The sequence below is a fragment of the Robertmurraya korlensis NBRC 107688 genome (genome assembly GCF_001591645.1).
Classification (GTDB): Bacteria; Bacillota; Bacilli; order Bacillales; family Cytobacillaceae; genus Robertmurraya_A.
In genome coordinates this window covers 16,803-42,975 of the sequence record NZ_BCVH01000024.1, presented here as the reverse complement: position 1 = coordinate 42,975, position 26,173 = coordinate 16,803, and the positions used below count along the sequence as shown (strand labels likewise).

Below are 26,173 nucleotides of genomic sequence, written 5' to 3'. Positions count from 1 at the left end.
GGGTGCCTGGAACCTTTTTTATTGAGCGGAGCGCCCTTCTCTTGCTCTCTCAACTCTTTTCATATAGATTTCTCCTTCTCGTTCGATACTCTGCATTTCTTCCTCTCTCTCTTTTCTTCCTGTTCGGAGTGCCATAATGGCACTTATGAAGATTCCTGCAACTACAAAGTATATCCAAATCGGTATCATATAACGTCCTCCTGTTTCTTTAATGGTTGTCCAAGTCTTTATAAACCATATGAAAATAAAAACAAAAAAATGCCCATTTAGGGCATTTTTGTAGGCATTTATTTATGAAAGGTTGGCTTATAAAATGACCTTTGTTCAAGAGGGAAAATTCTTTCAGTAAATTCACCAGGTTTCACTCTCTCTAATGCTCGGTCTAGCATGTTCATTTTTGCATCTAGGTTATCAATATAATGGAGTATTTCTGCTTCTTTAATTAATGGAGGCTTCGGACTCCCCCACTCAGCCTTCCCGTGATGACTCAACACCAAATGTTGGAGAATAACCACTTCTTCGCCAGATATATGAAGCTCGTCTGCTGCTTTCCCAATTTCATTTACCATAATAGATATATGACCGATTAGATTCCCTTCTACCGTATAGGAGGTTGAAATCGGTCCGGATAGTTCCGTTACTTTCCCTAGGTCATGAAGAATGATTCCAGCGTACAATAAGTCTTTATCCAGGCTAGGATATAACTCAGCTATTGCCTTCGCTAAATCAAGCATACTAACCACATGGTATGCTAATCCTGAAACAAATTCATGGTGGTTTTTTGTTGCGGCTGGATACTCTAAGAACTCATTTAAATGTTTCTTTAATAAGTGTCTTGTAATTCTCTGTATATTTGGGTTTTTCATATCAAAAATATATTGTGTGATTTTGCTAGACATCTCGTCCTTACTAACTGGAGCTGTTTCAAGGAAGTCAGCCAATTTCACAGCATCTGTTGGAGATGCAGGTCGAATTTGTCTTAGCTTTAATTGATTTCGACCTCGGTAGTTTTGTATTTCACCCACGATTCTAACGATTTTTTGTGCAGCATATATCTTTTCATCTTCATCAGATGCGTCCCATAGTTTTGCTTCAATTTCACCACTTTGATCTTGGAAAATAATCGTTAAAAAGGGCTTACCATTACTAGCGATCCCTTTAACAGAATTTTTTATTAGTAGAAACTGTTCTATCGCTTCTCCTACTTCATAATCAAGGATACCTTTTGACATTAAATACGCCCCTTTCTATGATTCTAGTATAGCATATTTGCTCAACTAAGCAGTCAATATTCCATGTCGGTGATTATTGTCATTTTTTCGGGTATAGCAGAAATCCCATCCTTAATGAGGAACGGGATTTTCTTCGAGACGGATAATATGGGTATTCGATAAACTGTCCAATAAATGACGGTGGCAAGTAAAAAATAAAACTTGGTTATTTGTTATTTCCTTTAATAGTTGGAGTACTCGATTAGTTCGAACGTGATCAAAATTAACAAAGCTATCATCAATGATAATAGGAAAAGGTCTCTTTTTATAAATGGTTGTCACAAGGGAAAGTCTTATCGCGACATACACTTGTTCCATTGTTGCTTGGCTTAGTTCATTGGCTTCAAACACGGAATAATCTTTTCGGTGAATTTGGAACCCACTTCCGTTATCCTTTGGAATGATTCGCTGGTAATTGCCATCAGTTAAAAACGATAAGTATTCCTCCGCTTTACCTATAACAGCTGGTAACTTCTCTTCATTAAATACCCTCACCGTTTTGTTCAATAGTTCTTTTGCTAGCGCAAACCGTGCCCAATCTTTTGCTTCGTCATCTAGCTCAGCCCTCAATTGAGTATACTTATGCAGGAGTTCTGAATACTTCCCTCCTTCTTCAAGAAGTGAAATTTGGTGTTTTGTCTCAGAAAGAAGTTCTAGAGCTTCCTTATATCTTCTCTGACTTTCCTCAATGACTGCACTCTTGTCTTTTATTACTTTTTCAATATCGGTAATTTTTAAAAATTCTAGAATTACTTTCTCTGGTAAAGTTGAAAATGTCAATTGCTTATGAAGTTCTTCTACTTTATTTCTTACCGTGGTTTGTCTCTCCATTTCAGAACCTGCAAAACGGAACTCCTCTTCATTGTCCACTTCAGCTAAAACAAATAACTCCATCTTTTCGTTAACAAATTGTTTAAGTTCGCTGCGAACCCTTTCTAGCTCATCCTTACTTTCTAGAAGTTTCTCGTTTTTCGCACTAAACGCGATATATTTTTGCTGTTCTTCTCTTAACCGATTTCTTAATTCCATAGCGAGTTGTGGAACAGGCATTTCTTTCCCAATGTATAGCCGTCCGTGTTCTTCAATACATTTTGAAATTCTCCCAATTGCATCCATCTTTTTATCCAATTGTAACTGAAGAGCGTTTTGCTCATGAATAATGCCTTTTAGCCGTTCCAAGAGGTTAAATGCCTCTAATAGATATGACCTCGTTACCTCTTCCGATAAACATAGTTTTTGTGCAATTGATTTTAGCTCTGATTCATTTTCTGCAGATTCTGTTTCCCATTTTTCAAAGTCTAATATTATTCGTTCATAATGGTTATTTTGCTGCTCCCATCTAACGGTAAGAAGTTGTAGTTCCTCCGCTTTTTGCTTCTCCTTTTCCAACATAACGCTAATTTCATGAAATTTCTCATCATCTATTGCTTGTGTTTGCTCGTCTAATTCATTTTTCTTCTTTAAAAATTCTTCTAGTTGTAATTGAACATTTCTCTTTGTTTTCTTTGTTTTAGTAAAAAGTGCAGAAAACAAAACCATAGCAAAAAGACCAATACTAATAAAAATAAATAGTGATTCTGATTTTAGAAGGCCAACCCCCCCCAGAAAAATACAAATGAACGTAAACATCAGCAATTGAAAGGAGTGATTTTTTGACTCCTTGATTGCCTCTTTTTCATATCCCTTTAACATTTCAATCGTCTGTTTCACTTGTGATAAATCGTTTTTTAAGCTCGACATACTCGAGAGCCTTACTTTTTCCTCAAGGTCACGAATTTCTCTCTCAGGAAGTAATTCACTCTTACAAGCTGCTATTCTCTGTTCTAGTAACTCTAGGTTCTGTTTTTCTTGCTCAAATAACTCATCTAGTTCTTCTTTTTTTTCATTAAGCTTCCATTGTTTTTTCTGCGTTACGTTCACACGTTCCTTCATAAACATGCTCGTGTCCATATTCAAAAGTGCATCGTCGTGTAAAGGGATATGTAATTTGTCTAACCATTCTCTTTTTTGTCTTTGCAGATGCTCAAATTGAATGCGCAAGCTTTTTTCTTCCTCATTGAGCGTTTCAAGCAAAGGAAGTCTGTCTAATGCTTCCTGAATGTCTATTTCCTTTTCTAAAAATTCAAGATTAGGTTGAGAATTGACTAGCTCCTCTTTAAGTTCTCTAACCTTCTTAGCTAACCTTTCTTCCTCAGCTTCCAACGGCTTCATCCAGTGAGTGATTTGCTCAAGCCTTTTTATCCCATCTACAGGAAACCGAATAGGAGGCTGATCTTTTATTTTCCCTTTCAGGTATTCAAGCTCTTTTACAACTGGTTCAAGCTTTTTCCACTCTAGAATCCTTTGTTTCTCTATCATTACGTCTTCTTCAAAACGAGCTAGTCGAGAAATTTCATCTACTAGCTCATCACGTTGACGTACCAACTGCCAATAGCCCTCATTTTTGTTTTCAGCTTTCTTTAACTCACTATAAACCTCTTTAAGCTCTATTAATTTCTTATTGATAACAGGTTTTTTTCCACTTGGTTTAAACCTTTCATCTAACTCTTTCTGCAGCATCGATTCAATTAAAACTAAACGGTCTGTCCCTACAGCGCCCGTAGAAAATAAAAACCTACCCAAATCTTCTTTTTTTAGCTGATGAATATTTTGTAGTCCATGCAGATTAAAGGAAAAGATGGACTGGTAAAGAGATTTATCCATACGTGATAAAAGCTCTTTAAGGAGATCCTCTCCCCCTCTTGAACCATCCTCCAAAGTAACCGTAACATCGCCAGAGGATTTTCCTTTTGTCCGTTCAATTACTATACTTCCCTTATCGTTCGTCTGTAGAAGAAGCTTCCCACCATACCTTATTCCCGATTTTGGCTCATACCTTTGCTCTGTCTGAACTTTTGTAGGAAACCCAAACAGCATACTATGAATGAAGGACATGATTGTTGATTTCCCCGCTTCGTTTTCTCCATAAAAAACAGAAAAGGGTCCTAGATTCGAAATCGTTACATTTTCTAATTTTCCATAACCATAGATTTGAATTTCTTTGATAATCATGTGTTTCACCTCCTACTCCTTGAACAATTGTTTAACAAGAAAACTCTCCGCATATCGTATCATTTCCTTCTTCTCTTCATTAGTTAGCGGTGTCAAAAACTTCCTCACTTGCGGATGCTGATAGAGCAAGTCTAAACCTGTTTCAAGTTCCTTCGGTTCATCTGTGAGGCGAAATAACTCCCCATAGAAATCGGTTTGTTTAGCCAGTGTCTCCCTATCCCAGTTGTACTCCTCTTCGGCTGTAATAGCATATGGCCAAACAAAAGAAACCTCTTCTTTTTCGTCTTCCTGTAGAGCTTCCAATAAATCATTTAGAATATCTCTTTCATTTGAATTATTTTCCTTTGAAAGTTTTGTTAGATGGATTTTCAAGAGTGTACCCATTTTATGTTCCCTTTCAGAATCAATTGAACTTTTACAGGTCATATACAGTTGTTCAAAACCAACTATATCACTTACATCGATCTCCTTTTCTAACCAGACACAATCTGAGGTAGGAAAAAACTCAAAGCTCGGATTCCCTTTCTCTAGCGTTACAATATATGCTCCTTTGATCCCTGTTTCCTTTCTATTTCTCCCTTGTGTATTCCCTGGATAAATGACTGGTGGATCTTGTGAGATGATCATGCGCTTATGGATATGTCCAAGCGCCCAATAATCAAAATCCTTTTCTACTAATTCCTTTAATGAAAAAGGGGCGTAATTTCCATGCTCATGACTTCCCTCCATGTTTCCATGCAGAATCCCAATATGAAAATCGGCTTCTCCTTCTTTCTTATAATCAACTATTTTTCTTTCAAAAACATGCCTGCTTGGATAACTAAATCCATACAAACGAAGATTGATTCCGCTCGCCGTCTTATATAGCTTTGTTTCAACATTTGTGGAAAAGACATGAACATTTTTAGACATATCAAGATGTGACCAACTTCCATCTAAATGATCATGGTTCCCATGGATCGCAAATACAGGTATCTCATGGGCTAAAAGCCGCTTCATTTCATTACGAAGTCGTGTTTGAGCTTTGATACTTCTATCCTCACTATCAAATAAGTCACCAGCCAAAATAACAAAGTCTACCTTTTCCTCAATTGCCTTATTAACGATCCTTTCAAGCGCAACAAACGTACTTTCCTGCAAGCGAGAGAAAATAGATGAAGGCAAAGACTTAAGGCCAACCATCGGACTATCTAAATGCAAATCCGCAGCATGAATAAATTTTACTCGTTTCATATAGATCCTCATTTTTTTATATTTTTCTATATTTTAGCATCTTAAAAATACGAATGCACGTTCTTATATATGAAATAAAAAAACAAGCTTCAAAATCAAAGCTTGTTTTTTTCGTTCTTTGTAAGCTGCAAGGCTTTTTTAATATCTTTAAAAGAGTTAGAACGACCATACATTAGAACGCCACCTCTATATACTCTTGCACCAAAGATTGCTAGTAGAATAATGGTAACTATAAGAATCGCAATCGCTAGTATCGGCTCCCATATTGGTAACGATAACATACCTACCCTCATAAACATTAGCATGGGGGCAAAGAACGGGATATAAGATGAAATAGTGATAAATGGTGTCTCTGGTTGACCTAGTCCAAACATAGCGATCATAAAACCAGCAACGATCAACATCGTCATTGGTGTAATCATCTGCTGAATGTCTTCTATTCTACTAACAAGAGATCCAAGAAAGGCAGCAAGGGTTGCATATAGGAAGTATCCTAAAATAAAGAAGACAACAGCATACACTATTGTTGCTAAAGGAATATCTCCAAACCCAAAGAAGCTAAAAAATCCCCCTTGCATAGAATCTAGATTTTGCTTAATGGAAACATAACCTACCCCTAGTAAAACAGCCATTTGTGTCATACTCAACAAACCGATGCCAAGTATCTTTGCGAACATCTGTTTAATTGGAGATACGCTTGAAATAAGAATTTCCATTACCCGAGAGGATTTTTCAGTTGCAACCTCCATAGCAATCATGTTTGCATATAGAATAACAGAAAAATAGATTACAAATAAAAGTACATATACAAGGCCTCTGGCTTGATTCAGCTCTTCTTCTGTTTTTGCATTTTTTTCTAGGGCAATTTGTTGGAAGTCAACAGGTTCATACAATTTAGCTAGTTCCTCTGTTGAAAGTTCCATTTGTGTGGCGGCTAATTGGGTTTTTATTTGCTGTAGACTATTTTTGATTTCATTCGCTGTTGTTGTATCGGCAATGGTCATTGCTTGATAAGTTGCCTCAGGTAAGCCTGTGCTATTTAAACGTATTAGAAGAAGTCCATCATATTCTCCATCCCTTATCGCTTCCTTTGCCGCTTTCTCATTCCCAGGAAATTTAGTTAATGTAATCTCTTCATTTACCGATTCCACTTGCTCCTTTAATGGAGAATAAAGTGTTCCGCTCTCATCAACAACTGCAATTTCATCGCTTGCTTCCCCTTTATTAAAATAGTCCATCACCTTCGAGAGATTGGACATTCCTATAATAATTAAAAGCGTAACGACTGTTGTAATAATAAAAGATTTTGATTTCACTTTACTCATATAAGTATGAGCTAGAATGATCCAAAACTTATTCATACGAGGCACCTACCTTCTCAATAAAGATATCATTCAGACTCGGTTCCTCAAGCGCAAACTTACGTATAAACCCATTCGGCACAATTTCCTTAAGGATGTTGGAGGCTATTTCTTCTCCTGTTATTTGAAGATGAATTCCTTCTGCGGTCATTTTGTACTTTATTACTCCAGGAAACTCTTTTAAAAAGTCGAGTGGGAAATCAGCATGTATGACTACATTTTTTTTACCAAAGCTTTTTTTAATACCTCTAAGAGAACCATGCACAACAGGGCTTCCTTTATGCATGATACATAAATGCTCACACATCTCTTCTACATGCTCCATTCGGTGACTTGAAAAAACAATCGTTGAACCGTTTTTCTTTAAGTCTAGTACCGCTTCTTTTAGTAATTCAACGTTTACAGGATCAAGTCCACTGAAAGGTTCATCAAGAATAAGCAATTGCGGCTTGTGTAAAACAGCTGCAATAAATTGGATTTTTTGCTGATTTCCCTTAGAAAGCTCTTCAACCTTTTTATTGGCATATTCAGGTACTTTAAATCGTTCAAGCCATTTCTCTAATTCCTGCTGCGCTTCCCCCTTTTCCATTCCTCTCAACCTTGCTAAGTAGACAATTTGTTCCTTTACCTTTAATTTCGGATACAGACCTCGTTCCTCAGGTAAATAGCCAATATATCTGCTTGTTGAGTAATTAATCGGTTTCCCATTCCAAGAAATTTCCCCTTCACTACTATCCATTAAGCCTAAAATCATCCGAAAGGTCGTTGTCTTCCCAGCTCCATTTGCCCCAAGAAAACCAAACATTTCTTTTTCTGGTATCGTTAAAGAAAGATCATTTACTGCCGTGAACGCACCAAACCGCTTTGTTATATTTTCAATTTTTAGTACCATGTCCTTCCCTCCTCTTTCATAAGGTACTACGTACAGGAATGGAAAAGGTTACATTTTTTGGATTTTTTCTTTCCAGAACATCCTCACCTATGTAAAAATAAAACTAAGAAGTAATAGGGGGTAAAGAGATGAAAATTTATAAATTAACTAGTTTTGAGGCTTCTGGAGAGAAGGTGATTGACGAAGCAATTGCAGCAGAAAATGATGTCGAGGCAAAAAATAAGGCTGAGGTTCTCCTAAGAGAAAAGGAGCTAAACAAGAAAACCTACCGGCTCGTATCCCCTGATGGAAGTCTAATCCTTTTTAAAGCATAAAAACTCAGCCAGCCATATTGGCTGAGTTTCTCTTTATTTTCCTTTGAACTGAGGTTTCCGCTTCTCTACAAATGCACGAACCCCTTCTTTGTGGTCCTCCGTTTGTCTCATTTTATGCTGTGCGTATTTTTCAAGTTCAAGTATTTTTAATAACTGTGGCCGGTTTTTTTCCACCATAATTTTCTTTGTCTTAATCATTGCTTGGACTGGTTTCTTTAAGTACTCTTCAAGCTTTTTATTTAATGCGTCCATATAATTGGGAGCTACCTCATGAATTAGGCCTTTTTGTAATGCCTCGTCTGCAGTCATTACTTTTCCTTCCCAAATTAGTTGCTTTGCTTGATCCTCACCCAATTTTTTCTCTAGAAAAAAGTGAGCACCGCCATCTGGGACAAGTCCAATCCCAATAAAATTCATGGCAAGTTTGCTATTTTCAGCAGCTAAAATATAGTCTGTTGCTAATGCAATACTTAAACCAAGACCTGCAGCAGATCCAGAAATGGCGCTAATTGAAAGCTTTGGCAGTGAATAAAGAGTCATTACCAATTCATTGATGCTATCCATCGCACTATAGAAATCGCTTTCATTTGTCGCCTGTAACATCATCTTTATATCTCCACCTGAAGAAAAGGAACGTTCATTGCCAGTTAGAACAACAATATCAATATCATCAGTAATACTTATCTCTTTTAACTTTGCCGTAAGCCCCTTGATGAGATCCATATTAAGTGAATTTAAACTTTCTGGTCGATTCAATTGTATCGTTGCGACTCGATCTTTCACATTTACTAACACGATATTTGATTCAATATTCGTTTTCATCCTTCTCCCCTCCCGCTTGCTTCTCCTCTTTTATTATATCGGCATTTCATCAGATAAAAAACTAATTATTTAAAATTCTCCCAAAAATCGGTATAGTTAAGTAGAAAGGAGTGCACCTCTTGAAATCAACCTACACCTATAATCAATTTTATATAACAACTGACAAAACCCTTTTAAATCTTGACGTTATTGAAGATTTTATTTGCAAAGAATCCTATTGGGGCAAGGACATGACTCGCGACCTAGTGGTCAAATCTATAGAGAACTCTAATTTATGCTTTGGACTGTTTGATGGTAATCCAGAAGTGAATTCCTCGGCCAAGCAAGTTGGTTTTGCTCGTATAATCACTGACTTTGTTAGATTTGCTTATTTAGCAGATGTGTTTGTGATTGAGGAGTACCGAGGGAGAGGGTTAAGCAAATGGCTAATGGAAACAATTGTAAGCGAACCGAGGCTAAAAGGAGCAGCCTTTCATTTAACCACCAAGGATGCTCACGGCCTATACGAAAAATTCGGATTTCAACCCATTGATCAACCGGAAAACCGAATGCTACGACCATTAAAAATAGAACATATATATGAAGCATACAAACAAGCCACAGATAAATAATTATCCATGGCTTGTACAATGAAAGAACTCTTTCTTATTTAATAGAAGATCTTGTGCTTTGGGTTGAGAATAAACTACCCAGTATCTCTAGCTTATCGTTTGTATATTTCTCAAAGGAGTCATTGTATGTCTTTGGATCTTTAGGATTAGAGAACTGTGTAATCTTACCCGTGGAAGGATCGATAAATTTACTAGCGGCTCCACATCCTAGACCAATGATTGTCTGCTGTTCTTCCATAATCATAATATTATAAATGCTCTCCTGATTTGGTAGCGCGTAGCCAACATTCTCGAGATTACCTAGAATATTCTTTTGTCGGTACAGATAATATGGCTCATAATTATGTTCTTTGGTCCAGTTTTCCGCAAGCCCCATCATTTCCTCGATTTCACTTCGTTCCGCAACCTTGTACCTTTCTTTATTTTTGGTCATCTCAGAAGCACGTTTAAAGGAAAGAGTATGAACCGTTAATGATTCAGGCATAAGCTTTTCAGTCTCTTGGAGAGTATAAGAAAACTCATCAACACCCTCTCCAGGCAAACCAATAATTAAGTCCATATTGATATTATTCATATCCATTTGACGCGCGAGTTTAAACTTTTCAATTGTTTCCTCTACCGTATGATGGCGCCCAATTGCTTTTAATGTTTCTTGAATATACGATTGTGGGTTTATACTAATACGATCAATATTCCATTTTTTTAATACTTCTAGCTTTTCAGGCGTGATTGTATCAGGACGACCCGCTTCAACTGTTACTTCCCGAATATTTGCCACATCAGGAAAGGACTCGTACATTTCTTCATAAAGCATGTCCATTTCTTCTGCAGTAATACTAGTTGGCGTACCGCCACCATAATATACGGTTGTAATTTTCACATCATTGTCTTTAAGCCATTGGCCGACCTTTTTCATTTCAAAATGAAGGCCGCCTAAAAAGGAGTTAACAGAGCCTTGCCTCCCATTGATCGCATATGCAGGGAATGTGCAGTATGCACATTTCGTTGGGCAAAACGGAATGCCAATGTATATGCTCACTTCGTTTTGTAGCTTATACAAGTCAGGGACAACAGATAATTGTCGATCAATGATGTTCTGCATTAATTGAATCTTTTCATCAGAAATCATATACTCTGTTTGAAGCTTTTTGTGGGCTAGTTCTTTCGGCATACCTTCATGTAGCATCTTATGGAGAAGTTTTGTTGGTCTTATTCCTGTTAAGATTCCCCACTTCTGTGTCATTCCTGTATAAGTTTGTAGAACAGATAAATACACATATGATATCGCATTTTTAATCATTCTATCTTTTTCTTTTTGGGAAAGTTCATCTGGGATGGCTTTTTTATAATTTGATTGTATTGCCCCATGACCTCGTATTTCTGCATGTACATGAACCCAATCGGAAACTTTCAAAACAAAATCCACCGTTAATTCTGCGAGGTCCGAATGGTTTGTCATGAATACTTTCGTTTCTTCAAAAAATAAGTTAGCTATATTTGTAAGGGGACGATGAAATTTTTCTTCCGTTAAACCATATATATTAATCTGCAAGACAATCACCTTTTTAGTTAAATTTATTTCATTGTCTTAAAAGTGTACAAAAAGGAAAGGTATGGGTCAACTTTGATTCGTTGATCCATACCTTCCATTTACTTAATTATATTCATTTTCTTTAAGAATTCAATCGGCTGTTGCTTGCGGAAATGTTCTTTAACCACATAACCGACTCCATTTTCATTATTCGATCGAGTGACCCAGTCAGCCGCCTTTTTCACTTCAACGGGTGCATTTCCCATAGCCACACCTAGCCCTACCTTTTCAATCATATCTATATCATCTAAACCATCTGCTATGACAACCATTTCTGACCGTTTCACCCCAAGTCTTTCTCCCAAATATAAAAGACCTGTTAGCTTAGAAACACCCTTTGGAACAATTTCTAAACGAAGTTCGTTAAGCTGCAATATATCAATTTCGTCATACATGGTATAGATTGCTTGCTTTACATCCTGAAGGTCTTCCTTTTTCTCAAAATAAACTTCAATTTTTGGTGGACTACATGGTTCGTCTGAAATAGCATCACTTAGTGATTCAACAAATTGTTGTGAGTAAAAGACAGGATCCCCCGAAGAAAACACGGTTTTTGCTAGCAGATTATTGCTAACTCTAGAGCGATTAGCAAGCGAATACCGATCATCTACTAAACGAATTTGACAGTGAAAAGCTTCTAATAATCGAACGAGCTCAAAGGTGATATCTTCGGAAATTCTTCTTACTAACACTGGTTGATCCATGGAGCTTGCGATATATGCCCCACGATGCGTGACTAAATAGGAATCAAGCTTCAATGCCTTCGCCACTTTCTTTGCTGATGGAAAACTTCTAGATGTAACTAACGTAACATATATTCCCTTTTCTTGAACATATTCGACAGCTTCCTTTGTTGACCTTTGAATTCGACCGTTTGATTGAAGAATTGTTCCGTCTATATTTATAGCAAGTAGTCGATAAATCATTCTGAGTAGCCCCCCACCTTCATCATTTCCCTTTATATCACATGTATGAAAATAGCTGTGTAATTAGAACAATCAGAAGGCAGAGTTTGCTGTATCAAAAGAAAAAACACTTTATCTACATAGATAAAGTGTTTTAAAAGTTATTGACCCATAGCACCATAAAGCTCTTCTAGTGGCTTCATAATGATTTGGTTTAATTCACCAATAATCATACTCATTCTTTGCTCTGCTTCCATTAGCTGAGCAATTTTTTCATGTTGTTGAACAAGGGCTACTGTTTTTTGAGCCTGTTCTACTTCCTCTTGTGAAATCTCTTGACCCATCATTTGCTTTTGTTGTAATTCAAGCTGTAAATTACGGAAATTCTCAAACATTGTTTTTGCAGAAGGATCCGCATTCACTTCATCATAAATTCTTCTTAAACTTGCATATTCATTACTAGAGCGAATCGCCTTTTCTAGTTCATAGGCTGCATCATGTAAATTAACCGCCATTTTTAAACACTCCCTTTACAAGAAATCTTACCAACTATACCAAATAATTGATTAAAAAGCGAATAATCTCTATCCTATGAAAAGTACAACTACACCTTGGAATAGTCCGATTACTCCCCCTAACAAGGCCCCTAAATAAGTAATCATCTTTAATTCACTTCTGGAAATTGATAACACCATTTCTTCAAGCCGCTCTACTGAAAAGGTTTCTACTTGGTCCTTCACAATTTCAGCTAAGTGCAATCGCTCTAGTAGACCTTCAATTCGTCCAGTAAACCAACCAAATGCTAATTTTAAACCCGCGGGAACAAACTCGTTTATAATGTCCTCACGATGATCTTCAAGCAGTTCAGAAATCGGCTTCTGTATAAGTTGATCAATTTTCACGAATTTTTTCACGGTTTGATTAATCATTTGCAGTAATTGCTCTTTTCCTAATTGCTCCTCAAATTCTTCTGTTTTTTTATCTAATAGCTTATCCCACTCCCTTAAAAGGAGTGTTGTTATCAAGTCCTTTGTACCCTCATTATCGAGAAATTTTAATATCTCAGGTCTGATTTTTTCTGAGAGATTTACATTTCCTAGGAACATTTGTAGCATATTCCCTAACATTCCACTTCGTTCACGGACAAAATCATTGATCATTCTTTCTACTCTCATCTGACCTTCTGTACTATTAAAATAATCCTTCCCCTTTAATAGAATGTATGCGCTAATATCAGGAATCTTTTGACTTAATTTCTCTTGAAGCTCTATTGGAAGAACATCCTTTATTGGTCTCTCCCTAAAACTCGCCATCACTTCTTCGTATTTGTTATGAATAAAAACTGATAGCTTATCAGATGCATTTGTTTCAACCTGATCATATCCAAGTCGCTCGAAGGCTTGTGCCAGAGTAATTTTGCTTCTCAACAGGTGGTTAAGTTCCGTTTGAGCAACTACGATCATATCCTTTTGAAATTGTTCATTTAGGAATTTTTTTTGAATACTTTCTGGGGTTAATAGGTGTTCAACCACCATCTTTCCCATTTGTTCAGCTAATTCTCCTCTACGCTTTGGGATTAATCCTGGAGTAAAAGGCACCCTCCACTTTCCAATATAAAGTGCTCGGTACGGACGGAACAGCATTTTGATGGCCAGCGAGTTCGTAAATCCTCCAATCACTGCTCCAATGACAACCATAAAAGCTATGGTTATTGCTATATTCATACAACATCTACCTTCCATAAAATTTTTCACATATGTTTTTGTTTTTTCATACGATACCGTATCAGCTTTTGCCCATATTCATGGTCAATAGAAAGAGGTATCGTGATGGCTACTTCTTACTTACCTATTACGGTGATTCCAACCGAAACGTTTCAAACACAAGAAAATTGTATCCAAATAAGCCGAGCAATAGCAAACTATTTAAACATTTTAGCACGACCTACCATATTTCTAAAGATTGGCAGAGAGTGTGTAGAAGTTCGTTTAGAAATAACTGATATACCCAAAAACGAAATACACGTTCCTCTGCTCCTAGTTTCACAGTTTAAAATTCCATATGTAGCAACAAGATATTTAGCAAAATTCATTGAAGAGTCTAACATCCTGCTTGTGGGGCCCATTGTAGCCCTTATGACAGACAGTACTGAAACGAATAATTTACCGAATTTCCGATCCGTTCATACATTTTGCGAGGAACTACATTATCATACACAACAAACTGGTGGACTTTTTTACGTATTTAAAAGTGATGATTTTTCAATAGATGAAATAAGTGGTTATTACTATAACGAGGGATGGAAGAAACATATCTTTCCCCCACCTGATGTCATCTATAACCGGATTCACTCAAGGTTAAAGGAGCGAAGTGATCATTTTAATAACATAAAAAACGAAATGACAAAAATGAACATCCCCTTCTTTAATGATCGCTTTTTATCCAAATGGGATGTTCATGCACTCTTAATCGAAGAAGATCATTTGCACCCTCATCTTCCGGAAACACGATTATTTTCCGAGGCCAATTTTCTAGAATTACTTAATAAACACTCAAGTTTGTTTATTAAACCAATTCACGGAAGTCAAGGCCGTAAGATCCTTCATTTATATAAAGAAAGCCATTCCTTTATCGTAAAGGTATCAACCGGAACACAAAGCGACGATTTCATGTCCTTTACGAATGTTGAGCATTTTTTTAAATGGTTTTCCCGATTCCGAAGAAAAACCACGTATATAATTCAGCAGGGTATTCCCTTGCTTTTATATAAAAATCGCCACATTGATTTTAGAGTATTATGTCACCAAAATCATCATAATTCTTGGAAAGTCACCTCTGTTGTAGCAAGGATTTCAGCTGAAAAACAATTTGTAGCCAATATAGCTAGAGGCGGCGAAACATATAAACCGATTAAGGCTTTGACAGAGCTCTTTGAAAGAAATGTGGCGATCCAGCAACTCGCGCTAATGAAAGAGTTAGCCAAGGAAATTGCTTCTATTATTAGTAAAAATACAGAGGGTATTACCGGTGAACTGGGGTTAGATATAGGAGTTGATCAGGATGGAAAGCTTTGGCTTATTGAGGTAAATTCAAAGCCCTCGAAAAACTTCGAAGAACAGGAAATAAAAATCCGTCCTTCTACAAAAGCCATTATGGAATTAGCTAGGACACTCGCTTTCGAATACAAAAGCAAGGAATTGGAGGAGAACATTCATGCTGACCTTTGGATTCATGACATTAAACCTGAGGAATGAAAATTCTTATTTCAGTGGAATTGCACAGGCTGCAAGCCATTATGGAATTAGTTGCTATAGATTTATTCCATCAAATATTATACCAACCTCCGAATATATTGTTGGCGAAAAATATAACCCGGGCGAATCACGCTGGACAGAGGCCGAATTTCCACTTCCTGAAATATTGTACGATAGATGCTTTTATGGTGATGATTCACACTCACAAAACTGCCTTTCCATTGTACGGTGGTTAAAAACAAGAAATGATGTAACCTTTTTAGGTTATGGCCTACCAAATAAAATGGAACTTTATGATGTCTTGAATCATTCTAAGCTCCATCCTTATTTACTTCACTCCGCACAAGTTGCACACGCTGACCAGGTTATACACTCACTTTCGCATATCAATCCAGCCATTATTAAGCCTATTAATGGCTCTCAAGGGAAAGGCATTTACTTTATAAAAAAAGAAAAAGAGCAATATATTGTTGAAACTGATAAAAAAGAAAAGCATGTAAGCCGAGTCTTTGAATCAAAAGAGCCATTTTCAGTCTGGCTTCAATCTTTATTAAAGAAAAAAACATTCCTCATACAGCCTTATAAACATTTTACCAATAAGGAAGGGCACCCCTTCGACCTTAGGGTATTATTGCAGAAAGACCAACATGGGAAGTGGATAATCCGTGGCAAAGGTATTCGTGAAGGTTCAGTTGGATCCATTGTCTCAAATGTAAGTGCTGGTGGGAAAATTCAAACCTTTGAGGACTGGTCAAAAGAAAACAATCCATCTTCTTTTTTACTAAAAGAAGTCCAATATATCTTGTCTCTCCTTCCAACTGTTTTAGAAGGTAGCTTCCCTCCTTTATTTGAAATCGGAGTAGACATCGGTATCGCTAAGGATGGATCGTTGTGGATACTTGACGTGAATTCTAAGCCCGGAAGAAAAGTAATTGTTTCTACAACACCTGAAGTGAAATCTATTTTAGAGCTTGCCCCTATCCTTTATGCAAAGCACCTAATTGGGCAAAAAAGGAGTCTGATGAATCATGAAAAAACACTATCGAATTGACATTAGCGATCATCTAGAAAGAGGTACCGTATACTTCCCTGCTGAGCTTTCTAATCATCATGCTCTAACTCGTATCTCATTCGGAACATTTGCGATAAATGCTAAATGCTATCCACACCCAGATGGAAAAAATACTCTTGTTCTTAGTCCTGATATTGCAGAAGCTATTAAATTCCCATCACTTGATATCCCATTCCATCTATTTCTTGTAGAAAAAACCATTCATATCGGTCCTCTTATTGGAATTTTCACCTCTGGTTTCACTCCATTTGTCATGCGTCCAATTGGAGAAAGATCTATGTTCTTTGCCAAGCTTTTGTCTGTTAAAAAATTTGTTGGCGCCCTTCCCTTTGTATTTGGTGAACAGCATATCAATTGGGAAGAAGGAACAATTGAGGGATTTGTCTATCATAAGCATGGTTGGGAAACCATTACTCTACCGTTTCCTAATGTAATCTATGATCGCCTCCCAAACCGACGAAGCGAAAAAAAGGCAGCCTTACGTAAAGTAAAAGATCGTTTGCAATCTGAATATTTAATTCCTTGGTATAATCCCGGGTTTTTTAATAAATTAGATGTATTTGAGAGATTAGAATCGGTTGAAGAAGTTTCTAAGCTACTACCAGAGACACATCCCTTTACTTCGTTCTCAATGATTGAAAGAATGCTTTCTGAATACGGCCATGTATACGTAAAACCAATGAATGGTAGCCTTGGCCTTGGAATTTACCAAATCATTTTTGACCGGGAGCAAAACCATTATTATTGTCGTTTCCGGGATACCGATGGGATTAATCGGCTTAGGAAGTTCGAAACATTAGAATCTTTGATGAAGCATACGTTTCCGAATAAGCTAAACCATCTTATTGTACAACAAGGGATACACTTACTTCGCTATGAGCGATGTCCAGTGGATTTCCGTGTTCATACGAATAAAGATGAAAATGGCAACTGGAAGGTAACTGCTGTTGCAGCAAAAGTTGCTGGACCTGGAAGTGTGACAACACACGTAAAAAGTGGCGGTTCCATAAAAACGATTGAAGAAGTTATTGAGGATAAAGAGGAGCAAGCAAAACTTTTGCATAAATTATCAGAGGCAAGTCTACTAATCAGTCATGTATTGGATAATCACATGGAAGGAATCATTGGAGAAATTGGGTTTGATTTAGGAGTTGACCGAGAAGGAAAGGTTTGGCTTTTTGAGGCGAACTCAAAGCCCGGTCGTTCAATCTTTAAACACCCAGATATGAAAGAGTTTGATCTATTAACTCGCAAACTTTCTCTTGCATTTGGTGTCTTTCTATCAGAGCAAGCCATTAAGCAGCCAGGAGAAGTCTTTAAATGATTTCTCAGACACTTGGGAATGTAAGTCCCTATATTGGGATTCTAACAAGTAAAAAAGGTGATAAGCAGCTAGTTGGAAATATTCCCTTATTCCGTTCCATTCAAGAGGAGTTAATGAAGATGGGAGGGATATCGATTGTATTCTCTCCAGATGATATCTTTGGCCATGAAGTCAAAGCTGCAAAATACGAACCTAGTAAGAGAACATGGGAGACGATAATCGCTCCCCTTCCTGAACTTGTATATAACCGTGTGCCATTTCGTAAGCATGAAGAAAGGAAATCCTTTACTGATGCTGTAACTCTCTTTGGAGAACAATCCATACCTTTTTTTAATCCAAGTTTTCTAAACAAATATGATTGTTACTTACATTTCAAGGAGCATAAAGAACTTAAACAGTATTTCTTACCGACAATAAAAATAGAAGATAAAACAGAATTAGAAAATTTTTTATCTAATTATGGCTCTGTCTATATAAAAAAAGCAAAGTCTTCGATGGGAAAAGGCATTCATATTATAAAATTGCAAAGCGATGGAAGGGTTTTATTTATAGATCATCGGGAGGAAACGATTTACCATACCTTTCATGATTATTGGAAAAAAAACCATAGTAAATTCCAACAAGCATTATATATAGCACAGCAAGCAGCAATTCCTCTTCTTTATAAAGGGAAACGATTTGACTTTAGAATATTGTCTGTTTTTCAGGATGGGAAGCATATACCTGTAGGTGTCGGTGTAAGACAATCCGGCCATCAACAAGTAACAACTCATATACCAAATGGAGGAAGGTTACTCTCATATTCCCAATTTCAAACGGATAAACAGGATCTCTTAATAAAAAAAATTGTTGAGATGTGTGGAAAAGAATTAAATAGAAAATATGGATTCTTCGCTGAGTTCTCCATTGATCTTGGTTTAACATCAGATGGAAAATTCGTCATTTATGAGATTAATTCAAAACCAATGAGCTTCGACGAAAAAATGATTGAGGAAAAAAGGGTGAAGATGCTTTGCCAACTTTTCCGTTCTTTTACGGAAGGTAAGTAAAAGGCACACTATTGATAGTGTGCCTTTTTCTTGTCTATCGACTTTTTACTATCATATTTACAGCCTCTTGGATAGCATCCTCGGCGTTTTTCCCCTCGTCGTTTGCTTCACGAATACATGCCTCTAAATTCTTCGCTACAATATATCCCAGTGCTCGATCAACTGCAGAGCGTACAGCAGATAGCTGAGTTACCACATCTTTGCAATGCTTTTCCTCTTCCATCATACGTATTACACCGCGAACCTGACCCTCAAGACGCTTTAATCGGTTTTTCATTTCTTGTGAGTATTCCAATTTATTCACCTCTCAACTATCAATACGGTATCCCCTATTCAATAGATTATATCGTATTTTTTCTTAAATGGTAATTTTTAATCCAGATTATTGATACCAGACGTTAACTGATATAATGAAACTATACAAACGTATAGGAGTCCCACTATGCTAAAAAAAATCCTACAATTATTCGTTGACAGTAAATATAAAAATCAAAAGCCTACCCTTGATGATACAAAAGAGTATGACTGGTTTTATGAAGAAACAGAAGACGGTTGGGTTGGAATTAGAAGAAACACGTTAGACCCAAAAGAAAAACAGTTACTTGAAGCCCTCTTTCATTCTTTTGAGCCACCTGTCATAGAGGTTCAATCTCAGGGATGGTACAACTTCCTTTTTTCAGATGGGCAGGTTCCCTCACACAAACAAGAGCGACGTGTTCGAATGATCCATCTTCATTGTTCGGGTGAGGATTGGGAGCAAAAGGATTTAGAACTCGCCTTAAAGGGGTTCTTGTCTGAGGAGATTATTATATTTTGGGAAAGTCCAAATCACGCCATTCTTATTGAGCATGAATCTCATAGCTTTTTAATGGCAGAAAATTTTCTTGAAATCTCTGAGACATTTGAAAATGACCTTTATCTACGTGTAAGTTTTTTCATTGGAAAGTTTCAGCCTGCCTCAAGTGAATTAAAGGAACTATTCCATCAAGATCGGCTATTTTTCAAGAGGGCTATCGAGTTAAAGGGAAAGGAAAGGGTTTTTACATTTGAAAATATCTTTCCTACCTTGCTCTCTCATAGTCTTCCGGCTGACCTGTTAAAAGCCATAGATATTCAACTCCTGCAGCCATTGATGGACGATCCAGAAACGCTCGCAACGATACAGGTATATTTAGAAAATAATTTAAACGCTAGTGTCACTGCAAAAAAACTATACATTCACCGTAACACTCTACAATATCGGGTAGACAAATTTACAGAAAAAACCGGAGTAAATTTAAAAGATTATCCTAGTGCCATTACCTTATATATCGCTTGTTTGCTTGAATCGCAAAAACAGAGATAGCACATTGCCCAATATCTCTCTCTTAATTTTTGTGCACTATTCACATAGTACAAAAACCTTCCAATACTGTAATCTAAACGTAAGAAAACGATTTCATATCACTGGGAGGAAACAATTATGGCTGAGTTAGTTTTAGATCATATTTATAAAATTTACGACAATAAAGTAACGGCTGTTGAAGACTTTAACCTTCATATCCAAGACAAGGAATTTATCGTATTCGTTGGGCCTTCTGGTTGCGGTAAATCAACAACTTTACGTATGATTGCTGGTCTTGAAGAAATATCTAAAGGTGATTTTTCAATCGATGGTAAGCGTGTGAATGATGTTGCACCTAAAGACCGCGATATCGCCATGGTATTCCAAAACTATGCTCTTTACCCACATATGAGTGTGTACGACAATATGGCTTTTGGATTAAAGCTTCGTAAGTTTCCTAAGGATGAAATCGATCGCCGTGTTCAAGAAGCTGCAAAAATTCTCGGTCTAGAACCTTATCTTGATCGTAAGCCTAAAGCTCTTTCTGGTGGTCAACGTCAGCGTGTGGCCTTAGGTCGTGCTATTGTCCGTGATGCTAAAGTATTCTTAATGGATGAGCCATTATCGAATCTAGATGCTAAGCTTCGTGTTCAGATGCGTGCTGAAATTGCAAAGCTTCACCAACGTCTACAAACAACAACGATTTACGTAACGCATGACCAAACAGAAGCAATGACAATGGCTACTCGCCTTGTCGTTATGAAAGATGGAATTATTCAACAAGTAGGAGCACCAAAAGAAGTATACGAAAAGCCTGAAAATGTGTTTGTTGGTGGGTTTATTGGATCTCCTGCAATGAACTTCCTGACAGGAAAAATCGAGGAAGGCAAATTTGTAGCAGGCAAAACTTCTATCGCAATCCCAGAAGGAAAAATGAAAGTTTTACGTGAGCAAGGATATGTTGGTAAGGAAATTATTCTTGGTATCCGTCCAGAAGATATTCATGATGAGCCTGTTTTCATTGAAGCTTCTCAAGGTACAAAAATTCATGTAAAAATTGATGTTTCAGAATTAACTGGTGCTGAAACCATGCTTTACTCAAGTATTGAGGGTCAAGATTTTGTAGCAAGAGTAGACTCTCGTTCAGATATCAAACCTGGTCAATCAATCGATTTAGCCTTTGATCTTAATAAAGCTCACTTCTTCGACGTAGCTACAGAGTCAAGAATACGTTAATTACTGAGGAGGCAGCACATAGTGCTGCCTCCTTTTTTTTATTCCTGTATGAATTGTACCTCATCACTATAACAAGCAGGACACTTATAAAGATGAGGGCAAAGACTTTTAGCGTGATCTTGTGGATATCCATCTTCAAGCTTCATTAAATCAATTGGCATATAGGCACTATAGTCATCAAAAAAATCCATTAGCCTTCCTGCTTCCTCTAATTGGTTTCCACAGGAACTACATGTAAAGTATTTTTCTTCAAGGCCGTTACAAACTGGACAAATTCCCATTTTCTCTTCCCTACTTTGTTTTTTTATTAGTTTGAGAAGCATATAACGCATTCATGTAAGTAAAAAGAAAATGAAAACAGGAAAACATTACCTGTAGTTTATTGCGAATAGGATCTAAAAAATCATCCATAATATTGAGTAAACACAGCGACAACAAGTCGCCAACAACCAATACACTTCTATAACGGACTATGCTGAAAGCTTGATTTTAAATAAAATCAATTTGGTTCAATCCAAAATAGTCCACCAAAAAAACTGAAGGAGAGTGTTCAACATGGCAAACAACAATTCTTCAAACCAACTATTAGTACCAGGAGCAGAGCAAGCATTAGAGCAAATGAAGTATGAAATCGCTAGCGAATTTGGTGTAAACCTTGGTGGCGAAACTACTTCACGTGCTAACGGATCTGTAGGTGGAGAAATCACTAAGCGTCTAGTATCTATGGCTCAACAATCTATGAGCGGTTCTTTCCAACGTTAATTAACTTAAGATAGCACAACTGAATAAGTATGGCTTAGCCCTCTTCCATTACGGGAGAGGGCTTTCATATTATGCCCAAATAAAAAAACTGCCTTTCAAAAAAGGCAGTTCTCATGATTCTTTTATAATTGTAAATCCAATAAAGTAACCTAATACCATAATACTTGCAATTACTAATGTCACAGAAAGCTCTTCCATGTTCAAATCTCCCTTCGTGCCTAAGTTGCTTTAACATTATCACGAATTTTGGGATCGACTGGACTTAAATTAGGAAGATTGTATGTCAAAAATTCGAACATTCTTTGAACATTAACCAGCTAAATTACTTCCTTGCTGAAGCTGATACATTTGATAATATTTTCCTTTTTGTTCCATTAGTTCGTCATGTGTTCCTTTTTCAACAATTCTGCCTTTATCTAATACGAGTATTTGATCTGCATTTCTAATTGTCGATAATCTGTGGGCGATAATAAATGTTGTTCTTCCCTTTTTCAATACATCCATCGCCTCTTGAATGATCATTTCCGTTTCCGTATCAATACTAGACGTTGCTTCATCTAATATGAGGATGGCAGGATCAAATGCTAATGCTCTTGCGAATGATATTAATTGTCTTTGACCACTAGATAACGTACTACCCTTTTCAATTACTGGCTCATCAAATCCTTTTTCTAGATGTTTAAATACTCTATCTGCTCCAACATCACGAAGTGCTTGATCCACCTTTTCCCTTGTGATAGACGGATTATCAAGACTAACGTTTGAGGCAATCGTACCTGTAAATAGAAAAGGGTCTTGCAACACGATTCCCATATGCTGCCTTAATGTTTGATGTGGAATATTTTTTATATCGGTCCCATCAACTAAAATACTGCCTTTTTGACAATCGTAAAACCTAAAAAGCAGATTGATAATTGAGCTTTTTCCTGAACCAGTATGCCCCACAAGCGCAACAGTTTCTCCATGCTCCGCAGTAAAATGAATATCCTTTAACACGTACTCATTTTCTTTATATCCAAATGATACATGATCAAAAGTTACATTCCCCTTATAGCGGTCCATTCTATTATCATTAACGTCGATGCCTTTTTCAGTTAACAACTCAAATACACGGTCTGCTGCAACAAGTGCTTGTTCAAGATTGGCTAGCTGATTAACGATCCCTTGAATAGGGTTAAATAGTCGATTAATATAATCAACAAACGCATAAAGCATTCCAAGAGAAATTACTGCACTGGGCTTTAATGCTTCTCCCCCAAAATACCAAATAAAAGCTACAAATATCACATTCCTGAGTACGTTCACTAAATTATGAGAAGTTAACGAGTTGAGACTCAATAGCTTGTTTTGAAACTTAAAATGGTCTTCGTTTAAATGTTCAAACTCTGATTGTGTTTGTTTTTCTCTATTAAATGCTTGAATTACATTCATCCCTTGGATGGATTCATTCACAATCGCATTAATATCGCTGTTTCTTGATCGTATTTTATGATTATACTTTGATGCATATTTTCGATAAACAAGCGTCCACACAAAGAGAATCGGCAAAAGTAATAAGCAAATAAATGCTAGTTTTGCATTGAGAATAAATAAAGCAATATAAATTCCCGTAATATAAATCGCACTTGTGAAAAAGGTTGATAACACGGTCACATACAATTCCCGAATGGCTTCCGTATCATTGGTAATTCTCGCAACAACCTTTCCAGCTGGCAAATTATCAAAGTACCGAATAGGAAGCTTTTGAATCTGCCCAAATACATCCTCACGCATTTTTTGAATGACACGATTTGCAGATATCTGCAAATAATAACGCTGTCCGTATTCAAAAATAGCCGCAATAACGATTAGTCCAAAGTAAAGGGATAATAAAGCAATAATTCTTGAGGTTTCCGGCTGATAAAATGCTACTAGCTCCTCCGTTGTTAGCTTTGTTCCTTCGAAGGTATCAATCTCGTCTCCCTTTGTAATAGTTAGTACACCATTACTAAAGGTTCTCTCTCCATCAAAAGGAGTAGCTTCCTCAACAAAGACAAAAGAACGATTTACCTGAAGAATAGTTGCTTCTTCTACCTTTACTTCGTCGTCCTCAATATATTTCTCACGTTTATAAAAATTCCCTTTGTATTCAACTGAATCCTTTGTTCCATTCGTTTGATACCAAGTTGACTCAATACCTAATATGTGTTGATCAATCATTCGTTTAGCTATGAAGGGTCCCGCAAGGTCAGCAGTAACCGCAACAGATAGCATCATAAGGGCTGCGATAATAATTTTTTTATAATACAAAGCGTACTGTACGAGGCGTCTACCAGTCGTCATACGCTCACCTCCACTTCAGATGAGGCTTGAACCTGCTGGCGGTCATATTGCTCTCGATACCAGCCGTATCGTTCCATGAGTTGCTCATGTGTTCCTTCCTCAGTAATTATCCCTTCATCCAGAACAATAATCCGATCTGCATGCTGGACAGCAGACATACGATGGGTTGTTATAATCGTTGTCTTCCCACTTCGTTCACTTCGTATATTCTCAATAATTTTCTTTTCTGTCTTTGCATCAACCGCAGACAGGGAGTCGTCTAAAATAAGAATTTCAGGTTTTTTAATTAATGCTCTTGCAATTGAAATTCTCTGTTTTTGTCCTCCAGATAAAGCTACACCTTTTTCTCCAACAAGTGTTGCTAGCCCTTCTGGAAGCATCTCAATATCTTTCTGGAAATCCGCTAATTCAATTGCTTTTGCCAAATCGTTATCGGTCGCATCGATTCGTCCAAAAAGGATATTTTCTTTTACCGTCTTTGAGAACAGGACATGATCCTGTGGAACGTACCCAATCCACCCTCTAGTTGTCTCTAATGTGTGCTCATTTAACTCTACATCAGAAATGGTTAACGCCCCTATCCCTAGTGGATATTCTCTGAGTAGCTGTTTAATAAATGTTGTTTTTCCACTACCTGTTTTACCAACAATCCCTAACGTTTCTCCTCGCTTCAAATCGACATTGATTTTATTTAGGTTATCAATGTTTGAAGATGGATAGCGAAACGAAACTTCCTTAAAAGTAATCTGCTCCGGATGATGATTTAATTTTGGATTCAATGGATCTGATACATCAGGCTCATATGAAAGAGTTTCTTGTACCCTGTCTAATGAGGCATTTCCTCTTTGCATGATGTTTATAAGCTCTCCAATCGCGAACATCGGCCAAACGAGCATACCTAAATATACATTAAACGAAACAAGTTCCCCTAACGTAAGTTGATTATGGAAAACTAAATACGAACCAAACCCTAATCCTATAACATAACTTAGTCCAACCAGAACCTTTATCGTTGGATTAAATAAAGAATCTATTTTCGCAACAGCCACATTTTTTTTGAAAACATCCTCTGTCATTTCGTGAAACCGTTTTTGATCTTCACGCTCTTGTACATAAGCTCGAATCACTCTTACTCCAGAGACGGACTCAAGAACGCGGTCATTTAATTCACCAAATGCATCCTGTGCTGACATGAACTTTTTATGAATAGTGTTGCCGTAATAATTAATTAGAACAGCCATTATTGGCAAAGGGAGAACGGCTGCAAGAGTAAGCTCCCAACTAATAAAGATCGTCATCATCGCAACGATTGTTAGCATAAAGGCTGTTGAGTCTACCAAGGTTAAAATTCCAAAACCAGCGGTTGTAGAAATGGCTTTTAAATCATTTGTTGCACGGGCCATTAAATCCCCGGTTCTGTTTTTCTCAAAGAATGTAGGTGTCATCTTCAGAAGATGCCTCATAAATTGAGAGCGAAGTTTTCTTTCAATTAAAAATGCACCACCAAATAGTTGATACATCCAAATATAGGTAACTCCATACGATACAACTGTAAGAACAAAAAAGGCTAATAAGTATTGCACAATTTTTTCGTTACTTATTACCCCCATGTGAATATCGTCGATCACCATTCCAACAAGCTTTGGTGGAATGACATCTACAAATCCAATAAAAACAAGAAGCGTTATCGCAACAGTATAGCGCTTCCAATTTTCTTTAAAAAACCAACTTAATTTTCGTAAAATAGAGAACATATTGTTGTCTCCTCTCTTTCTTTCC

At 37.0% G+C, this 26,173-nt stretch carries 24 protein-coding genes; 9 read left to right on the top strand and 15 right to left on the bottom strand.

The window, feature by feature from the left end; all coding sequences use genetic code 11:
• Positions 1 to 18: 18 nt before the first annotated feature.
• The 6 genes from BKO01S_RS20620 to BKO01S_RS20595 all read right to left on the bottom strand — a co-directional run bounded on the left by BKO01S_RS20620 (position 19) and on the right by BKO01S_RS20595 (position 7,808).
• Positions 19 to 189, bottom strand: coding sequence for a sporulation YhaL family protein (locus BKO01S_RS20620; RefSeq protein WP_066058959.1), 171 nt, complete (start codon positions 187 to 189; stop codon positions 19 to 21).
• A 98-nt stretch (positions 190 to 287) separates the two neighbouring features.
• Positions 288 to 1,232, bottom strand: a complete 945-nt coding sequence (gene yhaM, locus BKO01S_RS20615) for a 3'-5' exoribonuclease YhaM (RefSeq protein WP_066058956.1) — start codon at positions 1,230 to 1,232, stop codon at positions 288 to 290.
• Between the two features lie 111 nt (positions 1,233 to 1,343).
• Positions 1,344 to 4,322, bottom strand: coding sequence for an ATP-binding protein (locus tag BKO01S_RS20610; protein WP_066058953.1), 2,979 nt, complete (start codon positions 4,320 to 4,322; stop codon positions 1,344 to 1,346).
• 12 nt (positions 4,323 to 4,334) lie between these two features.
• Positions 4,335 to 5,555, bottom strand: coding sequence for a metallophosphoesterase family protein (locus BKO01S_RS20605; protein WP_066058949.1), 1,221 nt, complete (start codon positions 5,553 to 5,555; stop codon positions 4,335 to 4,337).
• A 95-nt stretch (positions 5,556 to 5,650) separates the two neighbouring features.
• Positions 5,651 to 6,916: an ABC transporter permease gene (locus BKO01S_RS20600; RefSeq protein ID WP_066058947.1), complete on the bottom strand. Its 1,266-nt coding sequence runs from the start codon at positions 6,914 to 6,916 to the stop codon at positions 5,651 to 5,653.
• Entirely contained in the window at positions 6,909 to 7,808 is a 900-nt protein-coding gene (locus tag BKO01S_RS20595; RefSeq protein ID WP_066058944.1) for an ABC transporter ATP-binding protein, read from the bottom strand. Before BKO01S_RS20595 ends, BKO01S_RS20600 begins: the two co-directional genes overlap by 8 nt.
• A gap of 128 nt (positions 7,809 to 7,936) precedes the next feature.
• Here BKO01S_RS20595 and BKO01S_RS20590 point away from each other — a divergent pair, with 128 nt between their 5' ends.
• On the top strand, positions 7,937 to 8,122 hold the full coding sequence (locus BKO01S_RS20590) for a YhzD family protein (protein WP_066058942.1): 186 nt from the start codon (positions 7,937 to 7,939) through the stop codon (positions 8,120 to 8,122).
• A 33-nt stretch (positions 8,123 to 8,155) separates the two neighbouring features.
• On the opposite strand, the gene BKO01S_RS20585 is transcribed toward BKO01S_RS20590, so the two are convergent.
• Positions 8,156 to 8,944, bottom strand: coding sequence for an enoyl-CoA hydratase (locus tag BKO01S_RS20585; protein ID WP_066058939.1), 789 nt, complete (start codon positions 8,942 to 8,944; stop codon positions 8,156 to 8,158).
• Between the two features lie 119 nt (positions 8,945 to 9,063).
• Between BKO01S_RS20585 and BKO01S_RS20580 the strand changes: the two genes are divergently transcribed.
• A complete protein-coding gene (locus BKO01S_RS20580) occupies positions 9,064 to 9,555 on the top strand; it encodes a GNAT family N-acetyltransferase (RefSeq protein WP_066058937.1) in 492 nt (163 codons plus the stop codon).
• Between the two features lie 34 nt (positions 9,556 to 9,589).
• Here BKO01S_RS20580 and BKO01S_RS20575 read toward each other — a convergent pair whose 3' ends face one another.
• The 4 genes from BKO01S_RS20575 to BKO01S_RS20560 all read right to left on the bottom strand — a co-directional run bounded on the left by BKO01S_RS20575 (position 9,590) and on the right by BKO01S_RS20560 (position 13,775).
• The gene (locus BKO01S_RS20575) at positions 9,590 to 11,107 is read right to left on the bottom strand and encodes a coproporphyrinogen III oxidase (protein ID WP_066058934.1); all 1,518 of its coding nucleotides are present in this window, start codon (positions 11,105 to 11,107) and stop codon (positions 9,590 to 9,592) included.
• 98 nt (positions 11,108 to 11,205) lie between these two features.
• Positions 11,206 to 12,072, bottom strand: a complete 867-nt coding sequence (locus BKO01S_RS20570) for a Cof-type HAD-IIB family hydrolase (protein ID WP_066058931.1) — start codon at positions 12,070 to 12,072, stop codon at positions 11,206 to 11,208.
• Between the two features lie 140 nt (positions 12,073 to 12,212).
• Complete coding sequence (locus BKO01S_RS20565) at positions 12,213 to 12,566, bottom strand: YlbF/YmcA family competence regulator (RefSeq protein WP_066058928.1); 354 nt, start codon at positions 12,564 to 12,566, stop codon at positions 12,213 to 12,215.
• 69 nt (positions 12,567 to 12,635) lie between these two features.
• Positions 12,636 to 13,775 carry a DUF445 domain-containing protein gene (locus BKO01S_RS20560; RefSeq protein WP_066058925.1) on the bottom strand — a complete coding sequence of 380 codons (1,140 nt, stop codon included), beginning with the start codon at positions 13,773 to 13,775 and terminating at the stop codon, positions 12,636 to 12,638.
• A 105-nt stretch (positions 13,776 to 13,880) separates the two neighbouring features.
• On the opposite strand from BKO01S_RS20560, the gene BKO01S_RS20555 reads away from it, so the two are divergent.
• Genes BKO01S_RS20555 through BKO01S_RS20540 form a run of 4 tightly spaced genes read left to right on the top strand, consistent with a single transcriptional unit; the run spans position 13,881 to position 18,750 of the window.
• Positions 13,881 to 15,305, top strand: coding sequence for a YheC/YheD family endospore coat-associated protein (locus BKO01S_RS20555; protein WP_066058922.1), 1,425 nt, complete (start codon positions 13,881 to 13,883; stop codon positions 15,303 to 15,305).
• The gene (locus tag BKO01S_RS20550) at positions 15,265 to 16,356 is read left to right on the top strand and encodes a YheC/YheD family endospore coat-associated protein (RefSeq protein WP_066058919.1); all 1,092 of its coding nucleotides are present in this window, start codon (positions 15,265 to 15,267) and stop codon (positions 16,354 to 16,356) included. The genes BKO01S_RS20555 and BKO01S_RS20550 overlap by 41 nt, the downstream gene beginning before the upstream one ends.
• Positions 16,334 to 17,701 (top strand): YheC/YheD family endospore coat-associated protein, encoded by a 1,368-nt coding sequence (locus tag BKO01S_RS20545; protein WP_066058916.1) that lies wholly within the window; start codon positions 16,334 to 16,336, stop codon positions 17,699 to 17,701. Before BKO01S_RS20550 ends, BKO01S_RS20545 begins: the two co-directional genes overlap by 23 nt.
• Complete coding sequence (locus tag BKO01S_RS20540) at positions 17,698 to 18,750, top strand: YheC/YheD family protein (protein ID WP_066058913.1); 1,053 nt, start codon at positions 17,698 to 17,700, stop codon at positions 18,748 to 18,750. Before BKO01S_RS20545 ends, BKO01S_RS20540 begins: the two co-directional genes overlap by 4 nt.
• Positions 18,751 to 18,784: 34 nt before the next feature.
• Here BKO01S_RS20540 and BKO01S_RS20535 read toward each other — a convergent pair whose 3' ends face one another.
• The gene (locus BKO01S_RS20535; RefSeq protein ID WP_066058910.1) at positions 18,785 to 19,045 is read right to left on the bottom strand and encodes a metal-sensitive transcriptional regulator; all 261 of its coding nucleotides are present in this window, start codon (positions 19,043 to 19,045) and stop codon (positions 18,785 to 18,787) included.
• 147 nt (positions 19,046 to 19,192) lie between these two features.
• Between BKO01S_RS20535 and BKO01S_RS20530 the strand changes: the two genes are divergently transcribed.
• The gene (locus BKO01S_RS20530; RefSeq protein ID WP_066058907.1) at positions 19,193 to 20,095 is read left to right on the top strand and encodes a PucR family transcriptional regulator; all 903 of its coding nucleotides are present in this window, start codon (positions 19,193 to 19,195) and stop codon (positions 20,093 to 20,095) included.
• 117 nt (positions 20,096 to 20,212) lie between these two features.
• Positions 20,213 to 21,310: an ABC transporter ATP-binding protein gene (locus BKO01S_RS20525; protein WP_066058904.1), complete on the top strand. Its 1,098-nt coding sequence runs from the start codon at positions 20,213 to 20,215 to the stop codon at positions 21,308 to 21,310.
• Positions 21,311 to 21,348: 38 nt separating this feature from the next.
• Here the strand turns inward: BKO01S_RS20525 and BKO01S_RS20520 are convergent, their stop codons facing one another.
• Positions 21,349 to 21,591: a hypothetical protein gene (locus BKO01S_RS20520; RefSeq protein WP_066058901.1), complete on the bottom strand. Its 243-nt coding sequence runs from the start codon at positions 21,589 to 21,591 to the stop codon at positions 21,349 to 21,351.
• 274 nt (positions 21,592 to 21,865) lie between these two features.
• On the opposite strand from BKO01S_RS20520, the gene BKO01S_RS20515 reads away from it, so the two are divergent.
• Positions 21,866 to 22,072, top strand: coding sequence for an alpha/beta-type small acid-soluble spore protein (locus BKO01S_RS20515; protein ID WP_066058898.1), 207 nt, complete (start codon positions 21,866 to 21,868; stop codon positions 22,070 to 22,072).
• A 309-nt stretch (positions 22,073 to 22,381) separates the two neighbouring features.
• On the opposite strand, the gene BKO01S_RS20510 is transcribed toward BKO01S_RS20515, so the two are convergent.
• Entirely contained in the window at positions 22,382 to 24,394 is a 2,013-nt protein-coding gene (locus BKO01S_RS20510; protein WP_066058895.1) for an ABC transporter ATP-binding protein, read from the bottom strand.
• Positions 24,391 to 26,148, bottom strand: coding sequence for an ABC transporter ATP-binding protein (locus BKO01S_RS20505; protein ID WP_066058891.1), 1,758 nt, complete (start codon positions 26,146 to 26,148; stop codon positions 24,391 to 24,393). The genes BKO01S_RS20510 and BKO01S_RS20505 overlap by 4 nt, the downstream gene beginning before the upstream one ends.
• Positions 26,149 to 26,173 lie beyond the last annotated feature (25 nt).

Coding starts and splice junctions, on each gene's coding strand:
- BKO01S_RS20620 (WP_066058959.1), bottom strand. CDS start 189: ATGATACCGATTTGGATATACTTTGTAGTTGCAGGAATCTTCATAAGT.
- yhaM (WP_066058956.1), bottom strand. CDS start 1,232: ATGTCAAAAGGTATCCTTGATTATGAAGTAGGAGAAGCGATAGAACAG.
- BKO01S_RS20610 (WP_066058953.1), bottom strand. CDS start 4,322: ATGATTATCAAAGAAATTCAAATCTATGGTTATGGAAAATTAGAAAAT.
- BKO01S_RS20605 (WP_066058949.1), bottom strand. CDS start 5,555: ATGAAACGAGTAAAATTTATTCATGCTGCGGATTTGCATTTAGATAGT.
- BKO01S_RS20600 (WP_066058947.1), bottom strand. CDS start 6,916: ATGAATAAGTTTTGGATCATTCTAGCTCATACTTATATGAGTAAAGTG.
- BKO01S_RS20595 (WP_066058944.1), bottom strand. CDS start 7,808: ATGGTACTAAAAATTGAAAATATAACAAAGCGGTTTGGTGCGTTCACG.
- BKO01S_RS20590 (WP_066058942.1), top strand. CDS start 7,937: ATGAAAATTTATAAATTAACTAGTTTTGAGGCTTCTGGAGAGAAGGTG.
- BKO01S_RS20585 (WP_066058939.1), bottom strand. CDS start 8,944: ATGAAAACGAATATTGAATCAAATATCGTGTTAGTAAATGTGAAAGAT.
- BKO01S_RS20570 (WP_066058931.1), bottom strand. CDS start 12,072: ATGATTTATCGACTACTTGCTATAAATATAGACGGAACAATTCTTCAA.
- BKO01S_RS20565 (WP_066058928.1), bottom strand. CDS start 12,566: ATGGCGGTTAATTTACATGATGCAGCCTATGAACTAGAAAAGGCGATT.
- BKO01S_RS20560 (WP_066058925.1), bottom strand. CDS start 13,775: ATGAATATAGCAATAACCATAGCTTTTATGGTTGTCATTGGAGCAGTG.
- BKO01S_RS20555 (WP_066058922.1), top strand. CDS start 13,881: ATGGCTACTTCTTACTTACCTATTACGGTGATTCCAACCGAAACGTTT.
- BKO01S_RS20550 (WP_066058919.1), top strand. CDS start 15,265: ATGCTGACCTTTGGATTCATGACATTAAACCTGAGGAATGAAAATTCT.
- BKO01S_RS20545 (WP_066058916.1), top strand. CDS start 16,334: ATGAAAAAACACTATCGAATTGACATTAGCGATCATCTAGAAAGAGGT.
- BKO01S_RS20540 (WP_066058913.1), top strand. CDS start 17,698: ATGATTTCTCAGACACTTGGGAATGTAAGTCCCTATATTGGGATTCTA.
- BKO01S_RS20530 (WP_066058907.1), top strand. CDS start 19,193: ATGCTAAAAAAAATCCTACAATTATTCGTTGACAGTAAATATAAAAAT.
- BKO01S_RS20525 (WP_066058904.1), top strand. CDS start 20,213: ATGGCTGAGTTAGTTTTAGATCATATTTATAAAATTTACGACAATAAA.
- BKO01S_RS20520 (WP_066058901.1), bottom strand. CDS start 21,591: ATGGGAATTTGTCCAGTTTGTAACGGCCTTGAAGAAAAATACTTTACA.
- BKO01S_RS20515 (WP_066058898.1), top strand. CDS start 21,866: ATGGCAAACAACAATTCTTCAAACCAACTATTAGTACCAGGAGCAGAG.
- BKO01S_RS20510 (WP_066058895.1), bottom strand. CDS start 24,394: ATGACGACTGGTAGACGCCTCGTACAGTACGCTTTGTATTATAAAAAA.
- BKO01S_RS20505 (WP_066058891.1), bottom strand. CDS start 26,148: ATGTTCTCTATTTTACGAAAATTAAGTTGGTTTTTTAAAGAAAATTGG.